The organism is Myxococcus llanfairpwllgwyngyllgogerychwyrndrobwllllantysiliogogogochensis (assembly GCF_006636215.1).
Lineage (GTDB): Bacteria > Myxococcota > Myxococcia > Myxococcales > Myxococcaceae > Myxococcus > Myxococcus llanfairpwllgwyngyllgogerychwyrndrobwllllantysiliogogogochensis.
This window is the reverse complement of sequence record NZ_VIFM01000049.1, coordinates 19,328-37,461: the sequence shown is the minus strand read 5'-3', so window position 1 is coordinate 37,461 and position 18,134 is coordinate 19,328. Positions and strand designations below refer to the sequence as shown.

The window sequence follows — 18,134 nt, the reverse complement described above, 5'->3', positions numbered from 1 at the left end:
GTACGAAAAGGGTCGGCCACTCCCCCCGGCGGGTCGGAACAGGTCGCTTACGACTCCATTCCCGGGAGAAAGTAAAAGACCCGTCCCCGCGCGAACGCGGAAACGGGCCCTTGAAACCTTCAGCGTCTGCCACCGCCGCGGTGACCCTCTTCAGGCCGCCGTGGCGGAGGTGGACGCCTGATTCTTGCTGTCAATCAAGGCATCACCTCCTTTCTTGAGGATGGAAGAGCTAATCACCGGCTTGATTCCGCGCCACTTTCCAGAGCGATAAGCGCGGGCTCGGGTGGTGGCCAGCCGTTCAGGCGGCGACGAACTGGCGCTCCACCAGCCGGCGGTAGAGGCCCTCCTGGCTCATGAGGCTCGCGTGGGTGCCGCTCTGGACGATGCGGCCGCCCTCCAGCACGAGCACCCGGTCCACGTTGGCCACGGTGGACAGGCGGTGGGCGATGATGAGCGTGGTGCGGCCCTTCATCAGGCGCTCCAGCGCGTCCTTCACCAGGTGTTCGCTCTCCGCATCCAGGGCGCTCGTCGCCTCGTCGAGGATCAGCAGGCGAGGGTCCTTCAGCACGGCGCGGGCGATGGCCACGCGCTGCTTCTGGCCTCCGGAGAGCTGGACGCCGCGCTCGCCCACCTGGGTGCCGTAGGCTTCCGGGAAGCGCTGGATGAAGTCGTGGGCGTTGGCGGCGCGCGCGGCCTCTTCCACCTGGGCGTCGGTGGCGTCCGGCTTCGCGTAGCGGATGTTGTCCGCGATGGAGCAGGAGAACAGCTGCGGCTCCTGCGCCACCATGCCGATGTTGCGGCGCAGCCACTCCGGCTCCAGCGTGGTGAGAGGGTGTCCGTCCAGGGCGACGGCGCCCCCTTGCGGGTCATAGAAGCGGGACAACAGTGACGCGAGGGTGGACTTGCCCGCACCGGACGGACCCACCACGGCGACGACCTCGCCGGGCCGCAGCTCCAGGTCCAGGCCCTGGAGCACCGGCACGTCGGGGCGCGTGGGGTAGGAGAAGCGCACGGCGCGGAACTCCACATGTCCCTTCACCGAGGCCAGCCGCTCGCCTCCGGCGGGAATCGCGGGCTCGCGGTCCACCAGCTCGAAGACGCGCTCGGCGGCGCCGGTGGCGCGCATGACGTCCGCCCACACCTCCGTCACGGCGCTCAGCGAGAGCGCCACCAACGAGGTGTAGATGAGGAACGACGTGAGCGCGCCGGCGCTGAGCTCGCCGTCCACCACCATCCGGCCGCCGTACCAGAGCATCGCCGCGGTGGAGCCGTACATGGCGATGGAGGCGCTGCCCATGAAGAGCGCACCCTGCCGCGCGCGCTCCTTCGCGAGTTGGAGCGCCCGGTCCACCGCCGCGCCGTAGCGTTCGACTTCATGGCTCTCCGCGGCGAAGGAGCGCACCGTGCGGATGCCGGAGAGGTCCTCCTCGGCCACCTCGCTGGAGGCGGCGAGCGCGTCCTGTGCCGCCTTGGCGAGCACGCGCACGCGACGGCCATACACCACCGCGCCAATGGCCACCGCGGGGATGAGGGCGAGCATCACCATCGTCAGGCGCGGGGACGTCAAGAAGAGCAGCACCACGCCGCCGAGCCCCTGGCAGGCGTAGCGCAGCATCATGGAGACATTGGTGGTGACGGTGCTCTGCAGGATGCTCGTGTCCGAGGCGAGCCGGCTGGTGAGCTCACCGGTGCGGCGCTCGTCGAAGAAGGCCACCTCCTGGGAGAGCAGGCTCTGGAACAGGCGCTTGCGCAGCCGCGTCACCACGCGCTCGCCCGCGTTGCTGAAGAGGTAGACGCGCAGCGCCATGGCCACCGACTGCACGACGAAGACGCCGAACATCACCAGGGCGATGGTGTCGAGCCGCGAGCGATTGCGGGCGCCGAGCGCCTCGTCCACCAGGTCTCCGATGGCGCGCGGAAACACCAGCGTGGCCGCGCTGCTGACGAGCAGGAAGAACGTGCCCACGACGAGCGTGGGGACCTCCGGCTTCGCGAGGGTGAGCAGGCGGCCCAGCGTCAACCGCGAGGGGAGATGGGGCTTGGAGGCGGTCGAGGTGGGGGACACGCGCGGAGACTAGCGCGGAGCCCCTCGCTTCGCACGGTCGCGGGCTGTCGGAGCGGGTGGGAGGTGCTAATCCTTCGGGGCACGGAGGTAGGCCATGGAGCAGCGTGTTTTCGGTGGCACCGGGAAGCAGGTCCCCGTCCTCGGTCAGGGCACGTGGCAGATGGAGGAGGATGACCGCGAAGAGGCCATCCGCTCCCTGCGCGCGGGGTTGGACCTGGGGCTCACCCACGTCGACACCGCCGAGTTGTACGGCCACGGCCGCGTCGAGGAGTCCATCGTCTCCGAGGCCATCGCCGGACGACGCGAGGAGGTCTTCCTCGTGTCGAAGGTCATGCCCTCCAATGCCACCTACGCGGGCACGCTGACCGCGTGCGAGCGGAGCCTGAAGCGACTGCGCACCGACTGGCTCGACTGCTACCTGCTGCACTGGCCCGGCTCGCACCCGCTGGCGGAGACGGTGCGCGCCTTCGAGAAGCTGGTCGCGGACGGGAAGATTCGCTCCTGGGGCGTGAGCAACTTCGCGGTGTCCGATTTGGACGAACTGCTGACGCTCACGAAGCCCGAGCGCATCGCCTGCAACCAGGTCCTCTACCACCTGGAGGAGCGGGCCATCGAACACGCCGTCCTCCCGTGGTGCGAGGAGCGCGGTGTGGCGGTGGTGGGCTACAGCCCCTTCGGCAACGGCCGCTTCCCCAAGCCCCAGAGTCCGGGAGGGCGCGTGCTGGAGGCCATCGCCCGGGCGCATGACGCCACGGCCCGGCAGGTGGCGCTCCAGTTCCTCGTGAGGCGGCCCTCGTTGTTCGCCATTCCCAAGGCGAGCCGCGTGGCCCACCTGCGCGACAACGCGGCCGCCGTGTCGCTGAAGCTCTCCGCGGACGAGCTGGCGCGCATCGACGCCGCGTTCCCCAAGGGCGCCTACAGCGACGCGCTGCCAGTCATTTGAGGCCGGAGGCGAAGGCCTTGCGGAAGGCGGACACGGTGGGCTCTCCCTCGCCCACCGTCACCGTGCCCGTCTCGCCCTCCAACGCGGCTCGCATGCCCTTGCCCCGGACGAAGCGCACCGTGGCGATGCGGCGCATCACCTCGCGTCCCTGCTCCTGCGCGAGCGCGCGCAACGCGTGGCCCGTGACATTCACCGCGGCCTCCAGCGCGCGACGTCCGGGCTCGTCATCCAACCCCACCCAGTCCACCTCGAAGCGCAGCGGCCTGCCACCCAGCGCCTTCTCGCCCGGCCAGAACTGCTCGGTGAGGGCGTGCGGCAGCTTCTCCACCAACGTCACCACGTCCTGACGCGTGGGCGTGGGGCGCACCAGTTGCGTCAGCTCGAGCAGCTTGCTGGCCTGGCCCACCGTCACCGCGACCACCGTCGCCAGGTCCACGTACGTCACCGACTCCGAGCCGAGCAGGCCCTCCTTGCCGAGCGCCAGCAGCACCGAGTCTCGCGGCGCGTAGTCCACCACCGTGCCCGTCACGGTGTGCCCGTGGGCCAGGTGCAGCGTGACGGTGACGGTCGGGACCTCCTCGCCCGTGCGGGCTCGTATCGCGAGCGTCCCGAGCTGCTCCAGCACCCGCTCCACCTTGCGCGACACCAGTCGCTGCACGCCCTCCATCTGGTGCTCCTCGTCGTCCGCCCACTTGCGTCGGCGCGGGTCGTTCTTCGGCGTCGGTGCGGGCGCGGGCGTTGGCGCGGGCGTCGGTGCCGCCGCCGCGACGTGGGGATTCGCGGGGACTTCCTTCGCGGGCTCCGGGGGCGTGGCTGCGGGGGCCTCCGGCGTCTCGTCCTTCGCCTTGGTGTCGTTTCCGCCGAACAGGTCCTGGAAGATGCCCATGGCTACAGTCCTTTCTCGCGCATGACGGCTTCAACCTTCGCGACGTCTCCGGGGACATCCACCGCGACCGTGCGCCAGGAGACTCGGGCGCAGCGGATGGAGATGCCGTGCTCCAGCGCGCGGAGTTGCTCCAGCTTCTCCGTCTCCTCGAGCGGCGTGGGCGCCAGCTCCGCGAGCCGCAACAAGACGTCCCGCCGGTAACCATACAGGCCGATGTGGCCCCAGCGGGGGACGGGAGTCCCGGTCTCCCGCGCGTGGGGAACGAGGCTGCGGCTGAAGTAGAGCGCGTCGCCGTTGAGCGCGAGCACGGCCTTCACCACGTGCGGGCTGTCGGCTTCGTCCGCCTCCAGGGGCCTGACGAGTGTGCCCATGCGCACGGTGGTGTCCGTGAAGAGTCCGGCGAGCGACTTGAGCGCCTCCGGGTCCACCAGGGGCTCGTCACCCTGGACGTTCACCCACACGTCCACGTCGGGCCGCTCGCGCGCCACCTCCGCCACCCGGTCCGTCCCCGTGGCGCAGGCGGGGCTGGTCATCACCGCGCGGCCTCCGAAGCCCTCCACGGTGGCGCGGATGCGCTCGTCGTCCGTGGCCACCCAGACCTCGTCGAAGACGCCCGCCTCCTGACATCGGAGCCACACGTGCTCCACCATGGTCTTGCCGGCGATGAGGACGAGCGGCTTGCCGGGGAAGCGGGTGCTGGCATGACGGGCGGGGATGACGGCGATGGTGCGTGAGGAGGGCATGGCACACTCGGTCTATCAGATTCAGGACGGACGCTGGCTCCGCGGAGGCGAGTCGCCCCGCAGCCACTAGGCATCCGACTCGCCGTGCCTAGCTTGGCTGGCGACATGAAGAAGGTCATCCATATCGTCGGTGCGCGGCCCAATTTCATGAAGGTCGCGCCCATCCACCGGGCCATCGCCGCGCGCACCCCGCTCCAGCAGATCCTCATCCACACGGGGCAGCACTACGACGTCAAGATGAGCGACGTCTTCTTCTCCGACCTGGGCCTGCCCGCGCCGGACGTGCACCTGGGCATCGGCTCCGGCAGCCACGCACAGCAGACGGCCCGGACGATGGTGGAGCTGGAGAAGGTCTTCCTGGAGCACAAGCCGGACCTCGTCTCCGTCGTGGGTGACGTGAACAGCACTGTCGCCGCCGCGCTCGTGTCGTCGAAGCTGGCGATTCCCCTGGCCCACGTCGAGGCCGGCCTGCGCAGCTACTCCCGGCACCAGCCGGAGGAAATCAACCGCGTCGTCACCGACCGGCTGGCCGACCTGCTCCTCACGCCCTCGCGCGATGCGGATGCCAACCTGCTCAAGGAAGGGCTGGAGCCGGACCGCATCCACTTCGTGGGCAACGTGATGATCGACTCACTGCTCGCCTCGAAGGAGCGGGCGGAGCAGTTGCCCGTGCTGAAGAGCCTGGGCCTTGCGCCTCATGGCTACGCGGTGTGCACGCTCCACCGGCCGTCCAACGTGGATGACCCGCGCGTGCTCGGCGGGCTGCTGTCCGCGATTGCTCACGTGGCGTCCCGAATCCCGGTCGTCTTCCCGGTGCACCCGCGCACTCGGAAGATGATCTCCGAGCAGGGCCTGGGCTCCGCGTTCGAGCGCAATCCGAACCTGCGCCCCGTGGACCCCATGGGCTACCTGGAGTTCCTCGCGCTGACGTCGCAGGCCCGGCTCATCCTCACCGACTCGGGCGGCCTCCAGGAGGAGACCACGGCGCTGGGCGTGCCGTGTCTCACCCTGCGCGAGCAGACCGAGCGCCCCATCACCGTCGAGGAAGGGACCAACGAGGTGGTGGGCACCGACCCGGACCGCATCCGCGAGGCCGCCGACCGCGCGCTCAACGGGCAGGGCAAGAAGGGCCGCGTGCCGGAGTACTGGGATGGTCGCTCGGGTGAGCGCATCGCGGACCTGTTCTCGCGCTTCCTCTCCGTCGAGCAGGGCTCGCTTCGCGCTGTCTCCGCTTGAGGGATGTGACGAGGGGGCCGCGACACCTGTGTGACGGTGCCTCGCGGCCGTGCTCGTTCCGACTGTGCGTGCTTCCGCTCCATGTTAGAGCTGGGAGGTCATGCGCGGCGATGAGGACGCATCGGCGGAGGTCTCCGCCTCCGAGAAGGACCCGGCCCCCGAGGGCTTCGTCGACATCCCCTTCGTCGTCGAGCCCAACTATGCGGGCTGGCGCCTGGAGGACTACCTGGGCCAGAAGCTGCGCCGCATGCCTCGGGAGCGCCTGGCCGGAATCATCCTGCGCGGTGTCCGGTGCGACGAGCAGCGGCTGAAGCCCTCCACGCCCGTGTATCCCGGCATGGCCTTCCGACTGCGCCGTCCCGGTACCGAAGAACCCGAGACGCCCACGACGCTCCCTGTGGTCTTCCAGGATGACTGGCTGCTCGTGCTCGACAAGCCCGCGGGACTGCCCATCCATCCCACCGCGCGCTACCACAAGGGCACCCTCGTCTCCATCCTGCGCGAGCGCTTCGGTGAGCGCTTCGCCGAGCCCGCGCACCGACTGGACCGGGAGACCAGCGGGCTCGTCGTCTGTGGACGCACCACCGAGTCCTGCCGGGTGCTGGGACGACTCTTCGTCTCGCGCGACGTGCACAAGGAGTACCTCGCCGTCTGCGAGGGCCATCCCACCGAGGACTCCTTCGTTGTCGACGCGCCCATCGCCGAGGGCACCGAGCTCATCCGCATCGCCGTGCGCATCGACCCCGTGGAGGGCAAGCCGAGCCGCACCCGCTTCCAGGTGCTCCAACGCTTCACTCGCGATGGCGCCCCCTTCGCGCTGCTGCGCTGCTTTCCGGAGACAGGGCGTCAGCATCAGATTCGCATCCACCTGCACGTCGCGGGCTTCCCGCTGGTGGGCGACAAGATGTACGGGCCGGACCCCGGCTACTTTGATCGCTTCAGCAAGCACAGCCTGGAGCCCGAGGCGTGGACCCGGCTGCGGCTGCCTCGACACGCGCTGCATGCCGCGCGCATCGTCTTCCCGCATCCCGGCACCGGTGTGGAGGTTGCCTTCGAGGCTCCGCTTCCCTCCGACCTCACGGACTTCATCGCGGGGGCTTCGCTGCCGCCCGCGCCTCCCGTGAAGGGCGGCGGGGAGGTTTAGCCGGGGCCCGCAACTTCCGGGCGGCTCCTGGGTTCCAGAGGGAAACACCCTCCTCGCGTCACTGACGCGCCCTCCTCGGGAGCCTTTCATGCGCCGCACCATCCTCGCCGCCACTGTCGCTTTCTTCCTCGGCGGTTTCGTCAACCAGGCCCAGGCGGAGCGTCAGCCGCGCATGCGTGACGCCATGGTCCATCTGGAGAAGGCGCTCTCCACCCTGAAGAACGCGGCCCCCGACAAGGGCGGCCACCGCGTGAAGGCCATCGGCCTCACCGAGCAGGCGCTTGGCGAGGTTCGCGAGGGCATCCAGTTCGACAACCGCCACTGACGCGCGAAGTACTCGGCGCCTCGCTGGCGTGGAGTCTCGACTGACGCCCGGAGCGACCACGGCCCTGGTCCATGGGCGTGGGGCCTCGCTGAAGCGAGGTCGCGACCGCCACCTGGAACGAGCAAGGCCCCCGACCCGAAGAGAGGGCAGGGGGCCTTGTGCTGGTACGTCCCGTCAACGCCCGGTCAGGCGGTGAGCTTGTTTGCTTCCGGCATGGAGGGTGACAGCTCTCCGATGAGGTACTCGCCCGAGAAACACGCCGTGCAGAAGCTGCCTCGGCTGGGGTCTCCCACCGCCGTGCCCAGCCCCTCCAGCGAGATGTAGCCCAGCGTGTCCGCCGTGACGTACTTCGCGATTTCGTCCGTGCTGTGCGTCGCCGCGATGAGCTCCTGACGGCTCGGCGTGTCGATGCCGTAGAAGCAGGGCCACTTCGTCGGCGGCGAGGAGATGCGCAGATGCACCTCCAGCGCTCCCGCGGCCTTGATCATCTTCACGATTTTGCGGCTCGTGGTGCCCCGGACGATGGAGTCGTCCACCACCACCACGCGCTTGCCCTTGAGCACGTGCCGCACCGCCGACAGCTTCAGCTTCACGCCGAAGTGACGGATGGACTGCTGCGGCTCGATGAACGTGCGGCCCACGTAGTGGCTGCGGATGAGGCCCACGTCATACGGAATCCCGCTCTGCTGTGAGAAGCCGATGGCCGCCGCCACGCCCGAGTCCGGCACCGCGATGACCAGGTCCGCGTCGGGCGCCGGCTGCTCGCGCGCAAGCTGCATGCCCATCTGCTTGCGCACCTCGTACACGCTGTTGCCGAACAACACCGAGTCCGGACGCGCGAAGTACACCTGCTCGAAGATGCAGCGCCCCAGGCGCGGAGGCTCCGCGAAGGGCCTGCTGGTGCGCAGCACGCCGTTCTCGATGACCAGCAGCTCGCCCGGCTCCAGCTCGCGCACCACATCCGCTTCGATGAGGTCCAACGCGGTCGTCTCGCTGGCGACCACGTACGCGCCTTCCTTCATCCGCCCCAACACCAGCGGCCGGATGCCCAGCGGGTCCCTCACCGCGACCAGCTTGTTCTGCGTGAGCACCAGCAGGCTGTAGGCGCCTTCCACCTTGCGCAGCGCCTCCACGAGCTTCTGCTCGAAGCTCACCTGCTTGGAGCGAGCCAGGAGGTGCATGATGACCTCCGTGTCCGCGTCCGACTGGAAGATGGCTCCGTCGGCCTCCAGCTTCTCCTTCAGCGCTCCCGCGTTCACCAGGTTGCCATTGTGCGCGACGGCGACCTGTCCTCCCGCGTACGCCACGAAGAGCGGCTGAGCGTTCTTGAGCTGGCTGCCACCGGCCGTCGAGTACCGCACGTGTCCGATGGCCGACTGGCCAGGCAGGCCGGCGAGCACCGGCGCGTCGAAAATATCAGCCACCAACCCCATCTGACGGTGCGCCCGAAGACCGTGGCCGTCGGAGGCGACGATGCCAGCGGACTCCTGACCGCGGTGCTGCAGGGCGTGCAGCCCCAGGTACGTCAGGTTAGAGGCCTCGGCGTGTCCCGTGATTCCGAAGATGCCGCACATGGCGCGGTGCCTTACTCCTTTCGGGCGATGAGCGGAACAGGAACGCACGCCCCTCTGGTGGGTATTCCACCCGCCACCGGAGTCGGCCCATGTGGGCACACGAGCCTCGCGGTACGAGCACCGTCCCGTTAGTCTCGCCACCGCATGGCTTCCCCGCGACGAGCCTCCTGGCGTTCCCTGTTTCCCCTGGTCCTGCTCACCGTGGGTGCCGCTTATTCATTGGGTTCATGGAACTGGTGTGGCACCTGGGCAGAGCGCGCGCCCGTGCTGCTGTCTCAGGTGAAAACAGAAGGTGCGTTGCGCGCGGGCGCGGCGAAGGTGCCGCTCGTGCCGCCGTTTCCGGTGGTGGTCGCGGGGTACTCGCCTCCGCGTCCGGATGCGAGCCAGTCCGACCCGCCGCTCCATGCTCGCGCGGTGGTGCTGGAGTCGGGGAACACGCGGGTGGGGTTGGTGTCGCTCGAGTTGCTGCTCGTCACGGATGCGGTGACCGCCAAGGTGCGCGAGCGAGCGCTCGCCGCCGGACTGCAGGACGTGCTGGTGCTGGCCACGCACACGCACTCCTCGCTGGGAGGTTATGACAGCCGCCTGGTGTCACAGCTCGTCGGGACGGGGCGCTACCGGGAGGACTCGCTGGAGGCCGTCGTCGCCGCCGCGAGCGCCGCGCTGCAACAGGCCGCCGCCGCGCTCACCGACGTGACGCTGGAGCTGGGCGAGGCGAAGGAGCCCTCCTTCGTCTACACGCGCAGCGGTGGCACCGCGCCGGATGGCTCCTTGACTCGCGCGGTGCTGCGCGGCGCCTCGGCCCCGGTGGCGGAGCTGCTCTTCTTCGCCGCGCATCCCGCGATGGTGCCCCGGCAGCGCGCGTACGTGGACCCGGACTACCCGGGGCGACTCAGCTCGCTGCGCGAGTCCGAGGGCAGCGGCGTGACGCTGCTGTTGCAAGGCGCGGTCGGCAACGCCTCGGTGGCCTTCTCCGAAGGGCAGGGGCTGGAGCGTGTGTCCGCCTTTGCTCGGGCGTTGTCCGACCTCGCGGGCAAGGTGCCCATGGCTTCCGTGGGGCCTTCGGTCCGGCTGTCATTGGTGCGCGCGGAGGCGGTGATGCCTCGGCCGGATGCGTCGCGGCTGGTGCCGTCATTCACTCGCGCCGCGGGTGACAACCTGCTGTGCGGTTCCTCCGAGCGCGTGGCGGAAGTGGCGGCGTTGGTGCTGGGGCCGCTGGAGCTGGTGACGGTGCCGGGTGAGCCCACCGTCGACGCGGGCGCGGTGCTGGTGGGACGCACCGGGGCCTCGGGGGTGCTGGGGCTCGCGGGTGGATACGTGGGCTATGTGGAGACGCCGGAGTTGGTGCGCGTGAGCGGCGGTGAGTCGCGACGGCAGTACTTCGGTCCCTCGCTGCTGGAGCGACTGGGCGAAGCGGCGGAGCTTGCCGCCAGCACCGCGGGCTTCACGCGCTGACGTCGCCCGCGGTGGTTGGATGCACGGGCCTTGTCGGCGGCCTGTCGGGACGGTCCTGAACGTCCTTTGCTGGACGGCGGGGCGAGCGCGATGGCGTCGCCAGGGCCGCATGGCGGAAACTGGCGCTCCCTTCTTCACCGTGGAGCGCCCCATGAGCCCATCGGATCCTCGCATCACCCTGGAAGTGCGCGGTCACCTCGCCCTCATCGGCATCCACCGGCCGGAGAAGCGCAATGCGTTCGATGTCGGCATGTTGCGGGGACTGTCGTCCGCGGTGACCGAGGCGGACCGTCATCCGGACGTGCGGTGCATGGTCATCTTCGCGGTGGGCGACCACTTCTCCGCGGGCCTGGACCTGGCGAGCGTCGCGCCCGCCCTCTCCAGTGGCGAGCCGCTCTACTCCGAGGGCGCCATCGACCCGTGGGGCATCCAGGGAGCGCTGAGGACCAAGCCGCTCATCGTCGCCGTCCAGGGCCTGTGCCTCACGCTGTCCATCGAACTCATCCTCGCGGCGGACATCGCGGTGGCCTCCGAGGACGCACGCTTCGGACAGATTGAAATCAAGCGCGGCATCTTCCCGTTCGGCGGCGCCACCCTGCGCTTCCCGCAGCGGGCGGGATGGGGCAATGCCATGCGCTGGCTGCTCACGGGCGACGAGTTCGACGCGCGCGAGGCCTACCGGATGGGACTGGTGCAGGAAGTCGTCGAGCGCGGCCGTCACCTGGAGCGCGCGCTGGCCCTGGCGGAGACGGTGTCGAAGCAGGCGCCGCTGGGGGTCCAGGCGACGCTCGCGTCCGCGCGACAGGCGGTGCACGAGGGGCCCGAGGCGGCGGCGCGCGCGCTGCTGCCCCAACTGCTGCGGCTGGCGGGAACGGAGGACGCCGCCGAGGGCGTCCAGTCCTTCCTCGAGCGCCGCGAGGCCCGCTTCACCGGCAAGTGAGGCGGCCCCGGGCGCGGTCCGTCAGAACTTCTCGAACTTGGAGTCCTCTTTGCGCTTCTTGAAGAACAGGGCGGTGCGGCCCAGGAGCTGGGCCTGGTCGGCGCCCGTGCCCTCGGCGATGCGCGCGGAGGCTTCCTGGCGCGTCTCCGGACCGTCGTTGATCTTCACCTTGATGAGCTCGTGGTCATGCAGCGCCTGCTCGACGGCGGCGATGACGCCCTCGGTGACGCCGGATTGACCGACGATGACCACCGGCTCCAGGTGGTGTCCGAGCGCGCGCAGATGGCGGCGTTGCTTCCCGGTGAGCGGCACGTTGCTATCTCCTTCGACTCGTCCGGCGGGGCCCCAGGCCCCTCCCGGACGGGGGGCGCACCCTACTTCTTCTGGGCCGCCATGCGAATCTCCCGCTGCGCGTCGATGTGGTCTGGCTGAAGCTCCACTGTCCGCTTGAAGTGCTTGAGCGAGCCCGGAACGTCCCCCGACAGCTTCGCAATCACCCCGAGGAAGTAGTGCGCGGGCGCACAGCGCTCATTGCGCTTGATGGCGTTCTGGATTTCCCGGAACGCCTCTGGCTGCGCCGCCTTCTTGTCCGCCGCCGTGAAGAACCGCGCATAGCCCCGCCACGCGTAGAACTCAGCCTCCTCCGCGTTGAGCTGGATGGCCTCGTTCAACATCTTCACGGCCTCGGGGAACTTGCGCGCCTTCACGAGAATGCACGCCTTCTGGAAGAGCTCCTCGGCCTGGAGGATGGCGTTGATGTCGACTTCCGCTCCCGCGCCGCCGCTCTTGACCTCCTCCAGATAGGACGCACGGCTCTTGTCGTCGGACAGCATCCGGTAGGCATCGCCGATGTAGGCGAACACCTCGGCCTTGAGCTTCTCCAGCTCCGGAGGCGCGCCCTGCGGCAGCGTGTCCGGGTGGTAGAGCTTGGCGAGCCGGAAGTAGGCGACCTTCACGGCACTTGAGTCCGCCTGCTCCGAGAGCCCCAGCCGCTGGAAGTGGTTCTGCTGCTTGAGCGCCATGACGAGCTGGCGCAGCGACGGAATCTCGTCCGAGCCCGGGGCATTGGCGGTGACGGTGGGCGGCGCCGGACGGGCCGTGCCTGGGCCCGCCGTGGGCGCCGCTGAACCGACGACCGGAGGACCCGCGGGACGGGGCGCGGCTCCTGGGGGATTGCCGGGACGCGCGGCTCCAGCGGCGGCGGTGCCCACGCCGGGAGGATTGCCAGGGCGAGCGGCTCCAGCCGGGGCCGCTCCAACGCCTGGAGGATTGCCGGGACGGGCGGCTCCGGCCGGGGCTGCTCCAACGCCTGGAGGATTGCCGGGACGGGCGGCTCCAGCAGGCGCGGTGCCCACGCCTGGAGGATTGCCTGGGCGAGCGGCTCCGGCCGGGGCTGCTCCAACGCCGGGAGGATTGCCAGGAGTCGCCGCTCCCGAAGGGGCGGTGCCGACGCCGGGAGGATTGCCAGGACGGGCCGCTCCAACACCTGGAGGGTTTCCGGGACGAGGCGCCTGGGCCGCCGTGGGTGCGGGACCGGTCGGGGCGGCTTGTGGACTCGCGGCAGCAGGACCGGGGGGCGTACCGGCTCCTGGCTGCGGGGCCACGGCGGCGAAGGACACGGCGTCCAGCTCTCGCAGCAGGAACGCGAGGCGCAGCAGGTGGTCGGCGTCCTGCGGGAAGTCGGTGAGGAGCTGGTTCACCGAGCGCACGCCGTCGATGACGGTGAGGGCCCGGACTTCATGCGGGGTGAGGCGCAGCTCGCTCGCGGCGACCATGCCCCCCGACTTCATGATGGGCAGCTGGAGCACCGGCATGAGCCGGCGCTTGAGCTCCGTGGACGGCATGCGGCGCACGGTGTCGCTGAGCACGGCCCACCGGTTGCCGAGCGGCATGGCCTTGTTGCCAGCCAGCTCGCGGACCTCGAAGGTGAACGTGCCCGCCTCGGTGCGCAGGGCCTTGAACAGGATGCTGGCGGCGCGCTGCGCCAGGATGGCGAACGCGCTGGCGGGTTGCAGCAGTCCCAGACCAAAGAGCGCGGCGAGCAGGTCTCCACCGAAGCGGTCCTTCGCGGACTCGGCCTGCTGGAGCTGCTCGGGCGTGAGCAGTCGCCCACCCATCAGCGACGTGCCCAGCGCATCCTCGGGATGGGTCGAGTCGACGAACTCCGGGTTGCCCTTGCGGAAGTGAATCAGGGCAACGCGGTCCGAGAGCGTCAGCGTGAGCAGGCCCGTCTGCTCCGCCATGGCGACGCGCCCGTAGAGGTTCAGCGGCGAGGTCTGCTCCAGCTGTCCCTGGGCTGGCACCGCGTAGGGTGCGGCCTCCGTTGCGACGGCCGCGACGGGGCGCGCGCCAACAGCGGGAACTCCCGCCTGAGGAGCGGCTCCCACGGGGGCCTGCTGCGCTCCGGGAGTTGCGGGGGCCTGCTGCGCTGGTGCCGCGGGGCGCGCGCCGGTCGCGGGCACACCTGCATGCGGAGCACCGCCGCCGGGCGGTTGCGGTGCACCGGCGGGACGGGCGCCAGCAGTGGGAGCTCCCGCCTGCGGAGCGACCCCGGGCGCCTGCGGTACTCCAGGCGCAGTGGCCATGGGTGGCCGCCCGGGGGCCGTTGCGACGCCGGGCGGGACTCCCGGAGCAGGACGCGCGGCGACGTTCGGCGCTCCGGGGGCGGCGGCACCCGGAACTCCGGGGCGTGCTCCCTGTGGTGCGCCAACGCTCGGGTTGCCTGGGGCGCGAGGATCTCCAGGCCGCGTCCCGGGCCCTGCCATCGGAGCCGACCCAGGCGCGTTTCTCGCGACCGCCCCGGGTCCCGCCATATGCGCGGTGCCCGGACCGGCCATGGGCATTCCGCCAGGATTCGCACCCGGGCCCGCCATCGGCATTCCACCGGGATTCGCACCGGGGCCCGCCATCGGCATTCCACCGGGATTCGCACCAGGGCCCGTCATGTGCGCGGTGCCCGGACCGGCCATCGGCATTCCACCCGGATTCGCACCCGGACCGGCCATGGGCATTCCACCGGGATTCGCACCGGGGCTTGTCATGGGCGCGCTCGGCGCTTGCTGGGGCGCGTCGGGCGCTCCGTCACCCCAGAGCTCCCGGGGGAAGGTGTCGCGGGCCTCGGGGAATCGCCAGGGGAACGCGAAGTTGCGCCCGTCCTCGGAGACCTGGAGCTTCCCCTTGATGGAGCCGCTGTCGATGAGCAGCTCGATGGTCGGCAGGGTGAGGGGCCCCCACAAGGTGCCCCTGTCGTTGCGAACCCAATATTGACGGACGTCACCCTCCGCCATGTGCGGTTCTACTCCGTTCGAGCTGCGAGAAGATGGAACCCTACCGCTCTCCCCGGAAGGGTCAAAGCAGACGACGGGGCAGAGTGCTCATACAGGGCGTCAGGGCGTGGCGCCGTCGAGGGTGGCCAGCCCCAGCACGGACAGGCACGCCGCGTCCGCCTGCTGCTCGGCCGGGGGGTCGAAGCAGAACACCTCACTGTCGAAGACCTTGCACAGCCCCGCCGGCGTGGACGCACAGGCCGACTTCGAGAACGCGGTGGTGCACCCGTAGCCACACACCGGCCCGGACTCGCTGTTGCGGCACTCGGGCGCGGGCAAGGTGCGCTTCCAGGCGCAGAGCGCGGCCGGAGACGGGTCGAAGCAGGTGATGCGGCCACTCGCCATCTTGCACACTCCCGCGGGCGTCTTGTTGCAACGCACCCCCTCCGGGACGTTCAGGCAGTTGTAGCCGCACGTCAGCTCCACGCTGTTGCTGCGGCAGTCCGCGCGGGGCGTGTCCTTGCCGTAGACGGCGAAGACGATGGCCGGTGGGTCGAAGCACTCCACCTCGCCGCTGCGACCTCGGCACACCCCGGCCGGAGACTTCGCGCACTTCACCCGACCCGGCTGCGTCGCGCAGTTGTAGCCACACGCCACCACGCCATCGATGGCCTTGCACTCGGGGTCCGGCAGCGAGGCGCCGTACGCCTTCACCACGTAGGCCGGCGGGTCGAAGCACACCGCCTGGCCGTCCACCACCTGACAGCGCCCCTGCGGCGTCTGCGCACACCGGGCCCGGTTCGAGTCCGACTTGCACCCATAACCACAGGCCACCTGGCTGTTCATGGAGCGGCAGGAGGGGGCGTTGGGGTCCTGCGACGGCGGTGCCGAGGCCAGCGTGAGCGCCAGCAAGGTGACGAGGGAGGCGAGCATGGTGACCTCGGAAGCAGGGGAGTGTCGCGAGGGCATTGACGCCCAAGGCGCGCGGTGACGCAAGAAGCGGGCGGGCGCGACGGCGCTTCAGGCGCGTGGTACCCAGGCGCCGTTCGAGCCGAGGGAGACACCCAGGTGGATTTCATGGTGGACGTCAGTGCGCAGCAACTCCTCCTGCTGTGCGTCGCCGCGCTGGTCGCGGGCCTGGTGGACGCCATCGCGGGAGGTGGCGGGCTCATCACCCTGCCCGCGCTCCTGACGGTGGGGTTGCCGCCCCACGTGGCGCTGGGCACCAACAAGGGGCAGTCCGTCTTCGGCTCGTTCGCCGCGCTGGTCCGCTTCTCGCGCTCGGGGCTGGTGGACTGGAGGCTGGCGCGTGTGACGTTCCCCTTCGGCCTGGGAGGTGCGTTCGCTGGCGCCGCGCTGGTGCTGCTGGTGAAGCCGGAGGTGCTCAAGCCGCTGGTGCTCGTGCTGCTCATCGCGGTGGCCGTGTTCCTCGCGTTCCGGCGGACGCCTGCCTCCGGGGCCAGGACGGAGCCCTCACCCCGGCCGCGCGCGCTCGCCATCGGCGGGCTCATCGCGCTGGCCGTCGGCACCTATGACGGGTTCTTCGGTCCGGGGACGGGCACCTTCCTCATCGTCGGCTTCAACACGCTGCTGGGCCACGGACTGGCCCGCGCCTCCGCCGACGCGAAGGTGGTGAACTTCGCCTCCAACCTGGCGTCCATGGCCCTCTTCGCCCTCAATGGCGTGGTGCTCTGGAAGGTGGCGTTGCCCATGGCCGCCGCGCAGTTCACCGGCGCGTGGCTGGGCGCGCACCTGGCGGTGAAGGGCGGCGACACGCTGGTGCGCAAGGTGGTGCTCGCCGTGGTGCTGGCGCTGGTGCTGAAGCTGGGGCGCGACGTGGTGATGGGCTGACGTGGGGCGCGCCCCCGGTGGCTTCAGCCGATGTGCACCAGCAGCGCGTCCCCGCGCTTGCCCATCTGGGCCATGAACTTCTGGAGCTCGTCGAAGTAGGAGACCATCTCCTCCAGCGGGTCCGAGTCGTCGGGCGGCTCTTCCCACGTGCCGGGGTAGATGTCCTGGGCCTGCATCTCCACCGCGTCGTAGCGGCGGCGCAGCGTGTTCTCGGACACCTCGCGCAGCGCGGAGGCGAGCACCTTCACCTGCTCGGGCGAGAAGACGCGCGCGGTGCCTTCATCCGAGGGGATGTCGCCCACGTCCACGCCGCCGCGCACCAGGAAGTCCAGCGGCGCGCTGCCCTCCCAGGGCGTCCCGGTGAGCAGGTACTGGAGGCCGTGCCAGGCCTCGCCGATGTCCAGTTCCAGGAATGCTCCGCCCTTCGGGTCTCCGAAGTCCTCCTCGTCGTCGAGGAAGTCGTCCAGGCGCTTGGGGGCCTGAAGCAAGGCGTCGCGCTGCGCCTCCGTGACGCTGCGCAAGGTGCAGAGCATCTCCATGCGGGGGACCTCGTGTGCCGCGGAAGCGGGGGGAATCGTGAGCGGCGAGGGACCCTACCAGTCCCGGGTGATGTCGCGGAATTTCGATGCGGGGCCGGGTGCTCCATCGTTCAGCGGAGGGTCAGCAGGGCGCCCGCCACCATCAGCGCCACGCCCGCCCCCAGCTTCCACGAGAGCGGCTCGTGCAGGAGGACGACGGCGAGGAGCACGGTCAGCGGCAGGCTGAGCTTGTCGAGCGGCGCCACGCGCGAGGCCGGCCCGAGCTGGAGAGCGCGGAAGTAGGCCAGCCACGACAGGCCGGTGGCGATGCCCGACAGCGCGAGGAACAGCAGCGTCTTGCGGCTCAAGGACGGCAGGGCGGCGTGTTCTCCCCGGGCCAGGGAGATGCCCCAGGCGAAGACGAGGACGACGCAGGTGCGCAGGGCCGTGGCGAGTGTGGAGGGAACACCCTCGACGCCGACCTTCGCCAGCACGGCGGTGAGCGCCGCGAAGAGGGCGGAGAGCAAGGCATAGACCCACCACGACATGAAGACCTCCCGACCGCGAGCGCACTCTGGAACCGCGATGTTAGTCTTTCGAGCGTCGACCGCCGCGCTCTCGCAATGGTGGTCCCAGGAGAGACCACCGGATGGCACCAGGGGGTCGATGGACTGTCGCCATCGTGGGAGTCGTGCTGTCGCTCTCGCTCGCGGCGTACCTGCGGCGTGAGCTGAGTCCTCCGACTCCGCACCGCGTGGTGGAGAAGGCCCCGCCGCCCGTGGAGCCGCCTCCCGACAAGGTGCTTCCTCCGCCTCCGCCGTCCAGGCCGGAGGCGCTGGGGCGCGTTCATGTCCGGGCCCTGAAGAGATGGAGTGGGCATCCGCTGCGAGGCGTGACGGTGGGCATCATGCGGGAGACGAGGCCCCGCGTCGTGCATCCGGAGCAACTGCGGACGGACGCGAACGGCATGGCCGAGTTTGTCGCTGTCCCCTCGGGGCGGTTGACCGTCTGTGCTCGCGGGGCGGGCTACATGGAGTCCTGTTTGACGAGCTCGCTCGCGGCGGGCGGTCTGCTCACCATCGACTTGAGCATGTCGGAGGAACCGGCGAGCGCTCCACTCGCAGTCCCATGAGACCAGCCCCTGAGTGGTAGCCTTCGCGCCCTACAGGCAGCGGGGGTTCCACCCAT

Annotated in this window: 17 protein-coding genes; 8 read left to right on the top strand and 9 right to left on the bottom strand. The window is 70.1% G+C overall.

The genetic code is table 11. The annotated features are described in order from the left end of the window. Positions 1-298 precede the first annotated feature (298 nt). Positions 299-2,065, bottom strand: a complete 1,767-nt coding sequence (locus FJV41_RS14910; protein ID WP_141643145.1) for an ABC transporter ATP-binding protein — start codon at positions 2,063-2,065, stop codon at positions 299-301. Positions 2,066-2,159: 94 nt separating this feature from the next. Here FJV41_RS14910 and FJV41_RS14905 point away from each other — a divergent pair, with 94 nt between their 5' ends. Then, entirely contained in the window at positions 2,160-3,008 is an 849-nt protein-coding gene (locus FJV41_RS14905; RefSeq protein WP_141643144.1) for an aldo/keto reductase, read from the top strand. Here the strand turns inward: FJV41_RS14905 and FJV41_RS14900 are convergent. Further along, on the bottom strand, positions 3,001-3,894 hold the full coding sequence (locus tag FJV41_RS14900; RefSeq protein ID WP_141643143.1) for a hypothetical protein: 894 nt from the start codon (positions 3,892-3,894) through the stop codon (positions 3,001-3,003). The two genes, FJV41_RS14905 and FJV41_RS14900, sit on opposite strands and share 8 nt — an antisense overlap. A gap of 2 nt (positions 3,895-3,896) precedes the next feature. Further along, positions 3,897-4,637 (bottom strand): 3-deoxy-manno-octulosonate cytidylyltransferase, encoded by a 741-nt coding sequence (gene kdsB / locus FJV41_RS14895; protein ID WP_141643142.1) that lies wholly within the window; start codon positions 4,635-4,637, stop codon positions 3,897-3,899. Positions 4,638-4,742: 105 nt separating this feature from the next. Between kdsB and wecB the strand changes: the two genes are divergently transcribed. The 3 genes from wecB (at position 4,743) to FJV41_RS14880 (ending at position 7,342) form a co-directional block, all read left to right on the top strand. Next, positions 4,743-5,873 (top strand): non-hydrolyzing UDP-N-acetylglucosamine 2-epimerase, encoded by a 1,131-nt coding sequence (gene wecB / locus FJV41_RS14890; RefSeq protein ID WP_141643141.1) that lies wholly within the window; start codon positions 4,743-4,745, stop codon positions 5,871-5,873. A gap of 100 nt (positions 5,874-5,973) precedes the next feature. Continuing rightward, positions 5,974-7,017, top strand: a complete 1,044-nt coding sequence (locus FJV41_RS14885) for an RluA family pseudouridine synthase (protein ID WP_141643140.1) — start codon at positions 5,974-5,976, stop codon at positions 7,015-7,017. An 88-nt stretch (positions 7,018-7,105) separates the two neighbouring features. Then, entirely contained in the window at positions 7,106-7,342 is a 237-nt protein-coding gene (locus FJV41_RS14880) for a hypothetical protein (RefSeq protein ID WP_141643139.1), read from the top strand. A 185-nt stretch (positions 7,343-7,527) separates the two neighbouring features. Here the strand turns inward: FJV41_RS14880 and purF are convergent, their stop codons facing one another. Next, positions 7,528-8,916, bottom strand: a complete 1,389-nt coding sequence (purF, locus tag FJV41_RS14875; protein WP_141643138.1) for an amidophosphoribosyltransferase — start codon at positions 8,914-8,916, stop codon at positions 7,528-7,530. A 144-nt stretch (positions 8,917-9,060) separates the two neighbouring features. Here purF and FJV41_RS14870 point away from each other — a divergent pair, with 144 nt between their 5' ends. After that, positions 9,061-10,371 (top strand): neutral/alkaline non-lysosomal ceramidase N-terminal domain-containing protein, encoded by a 1,311-nt coding sequence (locus FJV41_RS14870; protein ID WP_141643137.1) that lies wholly within the window; start codon positions 9,061-9,063, stop codon positions 10,369-10,371. Positions 10,372-10,522: 151 nt separating this feature from the next. Continuing rightward, positions 10,523-11,311 carry a crotonase/enoyl-CoA hydratase family protein gene (locus FJV41_RS14865; protein WP_141643136.1) on the top strand — a complete coding sequence of 263 codons (789 nt, stop codon included), beginning with the start codon at positions 10,523-10,525 and terminating at the stop codon, positions 11,309-11,311. 21 nt (positions 11,312-11,332) lie between these two features. On the opposite strand, the gene yhbY is transcribed toward FJV41_RS14865, so the two are convergent. From yhbY to FJV41_RS14850, 3 genes are all read right to left on the bottom strand, one after another. Next, positions 11,333-11,623 carry a ribosome assembly RNA-binding protein YhbY gene (yhbY, locus tag FJV41_RS14860; protein WP_141643135.1) on the bottom strand — a complete coding sequence of 97 codons (291 nt, stop codon included), beginning with the start codon at positions 11,621-11,623 and terminating at the stop codon, positions 11,333-11,335. A 62-nt stretch (positions 11,624-11,685) separates the two neighbouring features. Beyond that, positions 11,686-13,698, bottom strand: coding sequence for a J domain-containing protein (locus FJV41_RS14855; RefSeq protein ID WP_438616743.1), 2,013 nt, complete (start codon positions 13,696-13,698; stop codon positions 11,686-11,688). A gap of 999 nt (positions 13,699-14,697) precedes the next feature. Beyond that, positions 14,698-15,510, bottom strand: a complete 813-nt coding sequence (locus FJV41_RS14850) for a hypothetical protein (RefSeq protein ID WP_141643133.1) — start codon at positions 15,508-15,510, stop codon at positions 14,698-14,700. Between the two features lie 144 nt (positions 15,511-15,654). Between FJV41_RS14850 and FJV41_RS14845 the strand changes: the two genes are divergently transcribed. After that, positions 15,655-16,428, top strand: coding sequence for a TSUP family transporter (locus FJV41_RS14845; protein ID WP_141643132.1), 774 nt, complete (start codon positions 15,655-15,657; stop codon positions 16,426-16,428). 23 nt (positions 16,429-16,451) lie between these two features. On the opposite strand, the gene FJV41_RS14840 is transcribed toward FJV41_RS14845, so the two are convergent. After that, positions 16,452-16,967: a YfbM family protein gene (locus FJV41_RS14840; RefSeq protein WP_141643131.1), complete on the bottom strand. Its 516-nt coding sequence runs from the start codon at positions 16,965-16,967 to the stop codon at positions 16,452-16,454. A 110-nt stretch (positions 16,968-17,077) separates the two neighbouring features. Continuing rightward, positions 17,078-17,494, bottom strand: coding sequence for an EamA family transporter (locus FJV41_RS14835; protein WP_141643130.1), 417 nt, complete (start codon positions 17,492-17,494; stop codon positions 17,078-17,080). A 101-nt stretch (positions 17,495-17,595) separates the two neighbouring features. Between FJV41_RS14835 and FJV41_RS14830 the strand changes: the two genes are divergently transcribed. Beyond that, positions 17,596-18,078, top strand: coding sequence for a hypothetical protein (locus FJV41_RS14830; protein WP_141643129.1), 483 nt, complete (start codon positions 17,596-17,598; stop codon positions 18,076-18,078). Positions 18,079-18,134: the final 56 nt, after the last annotated feature.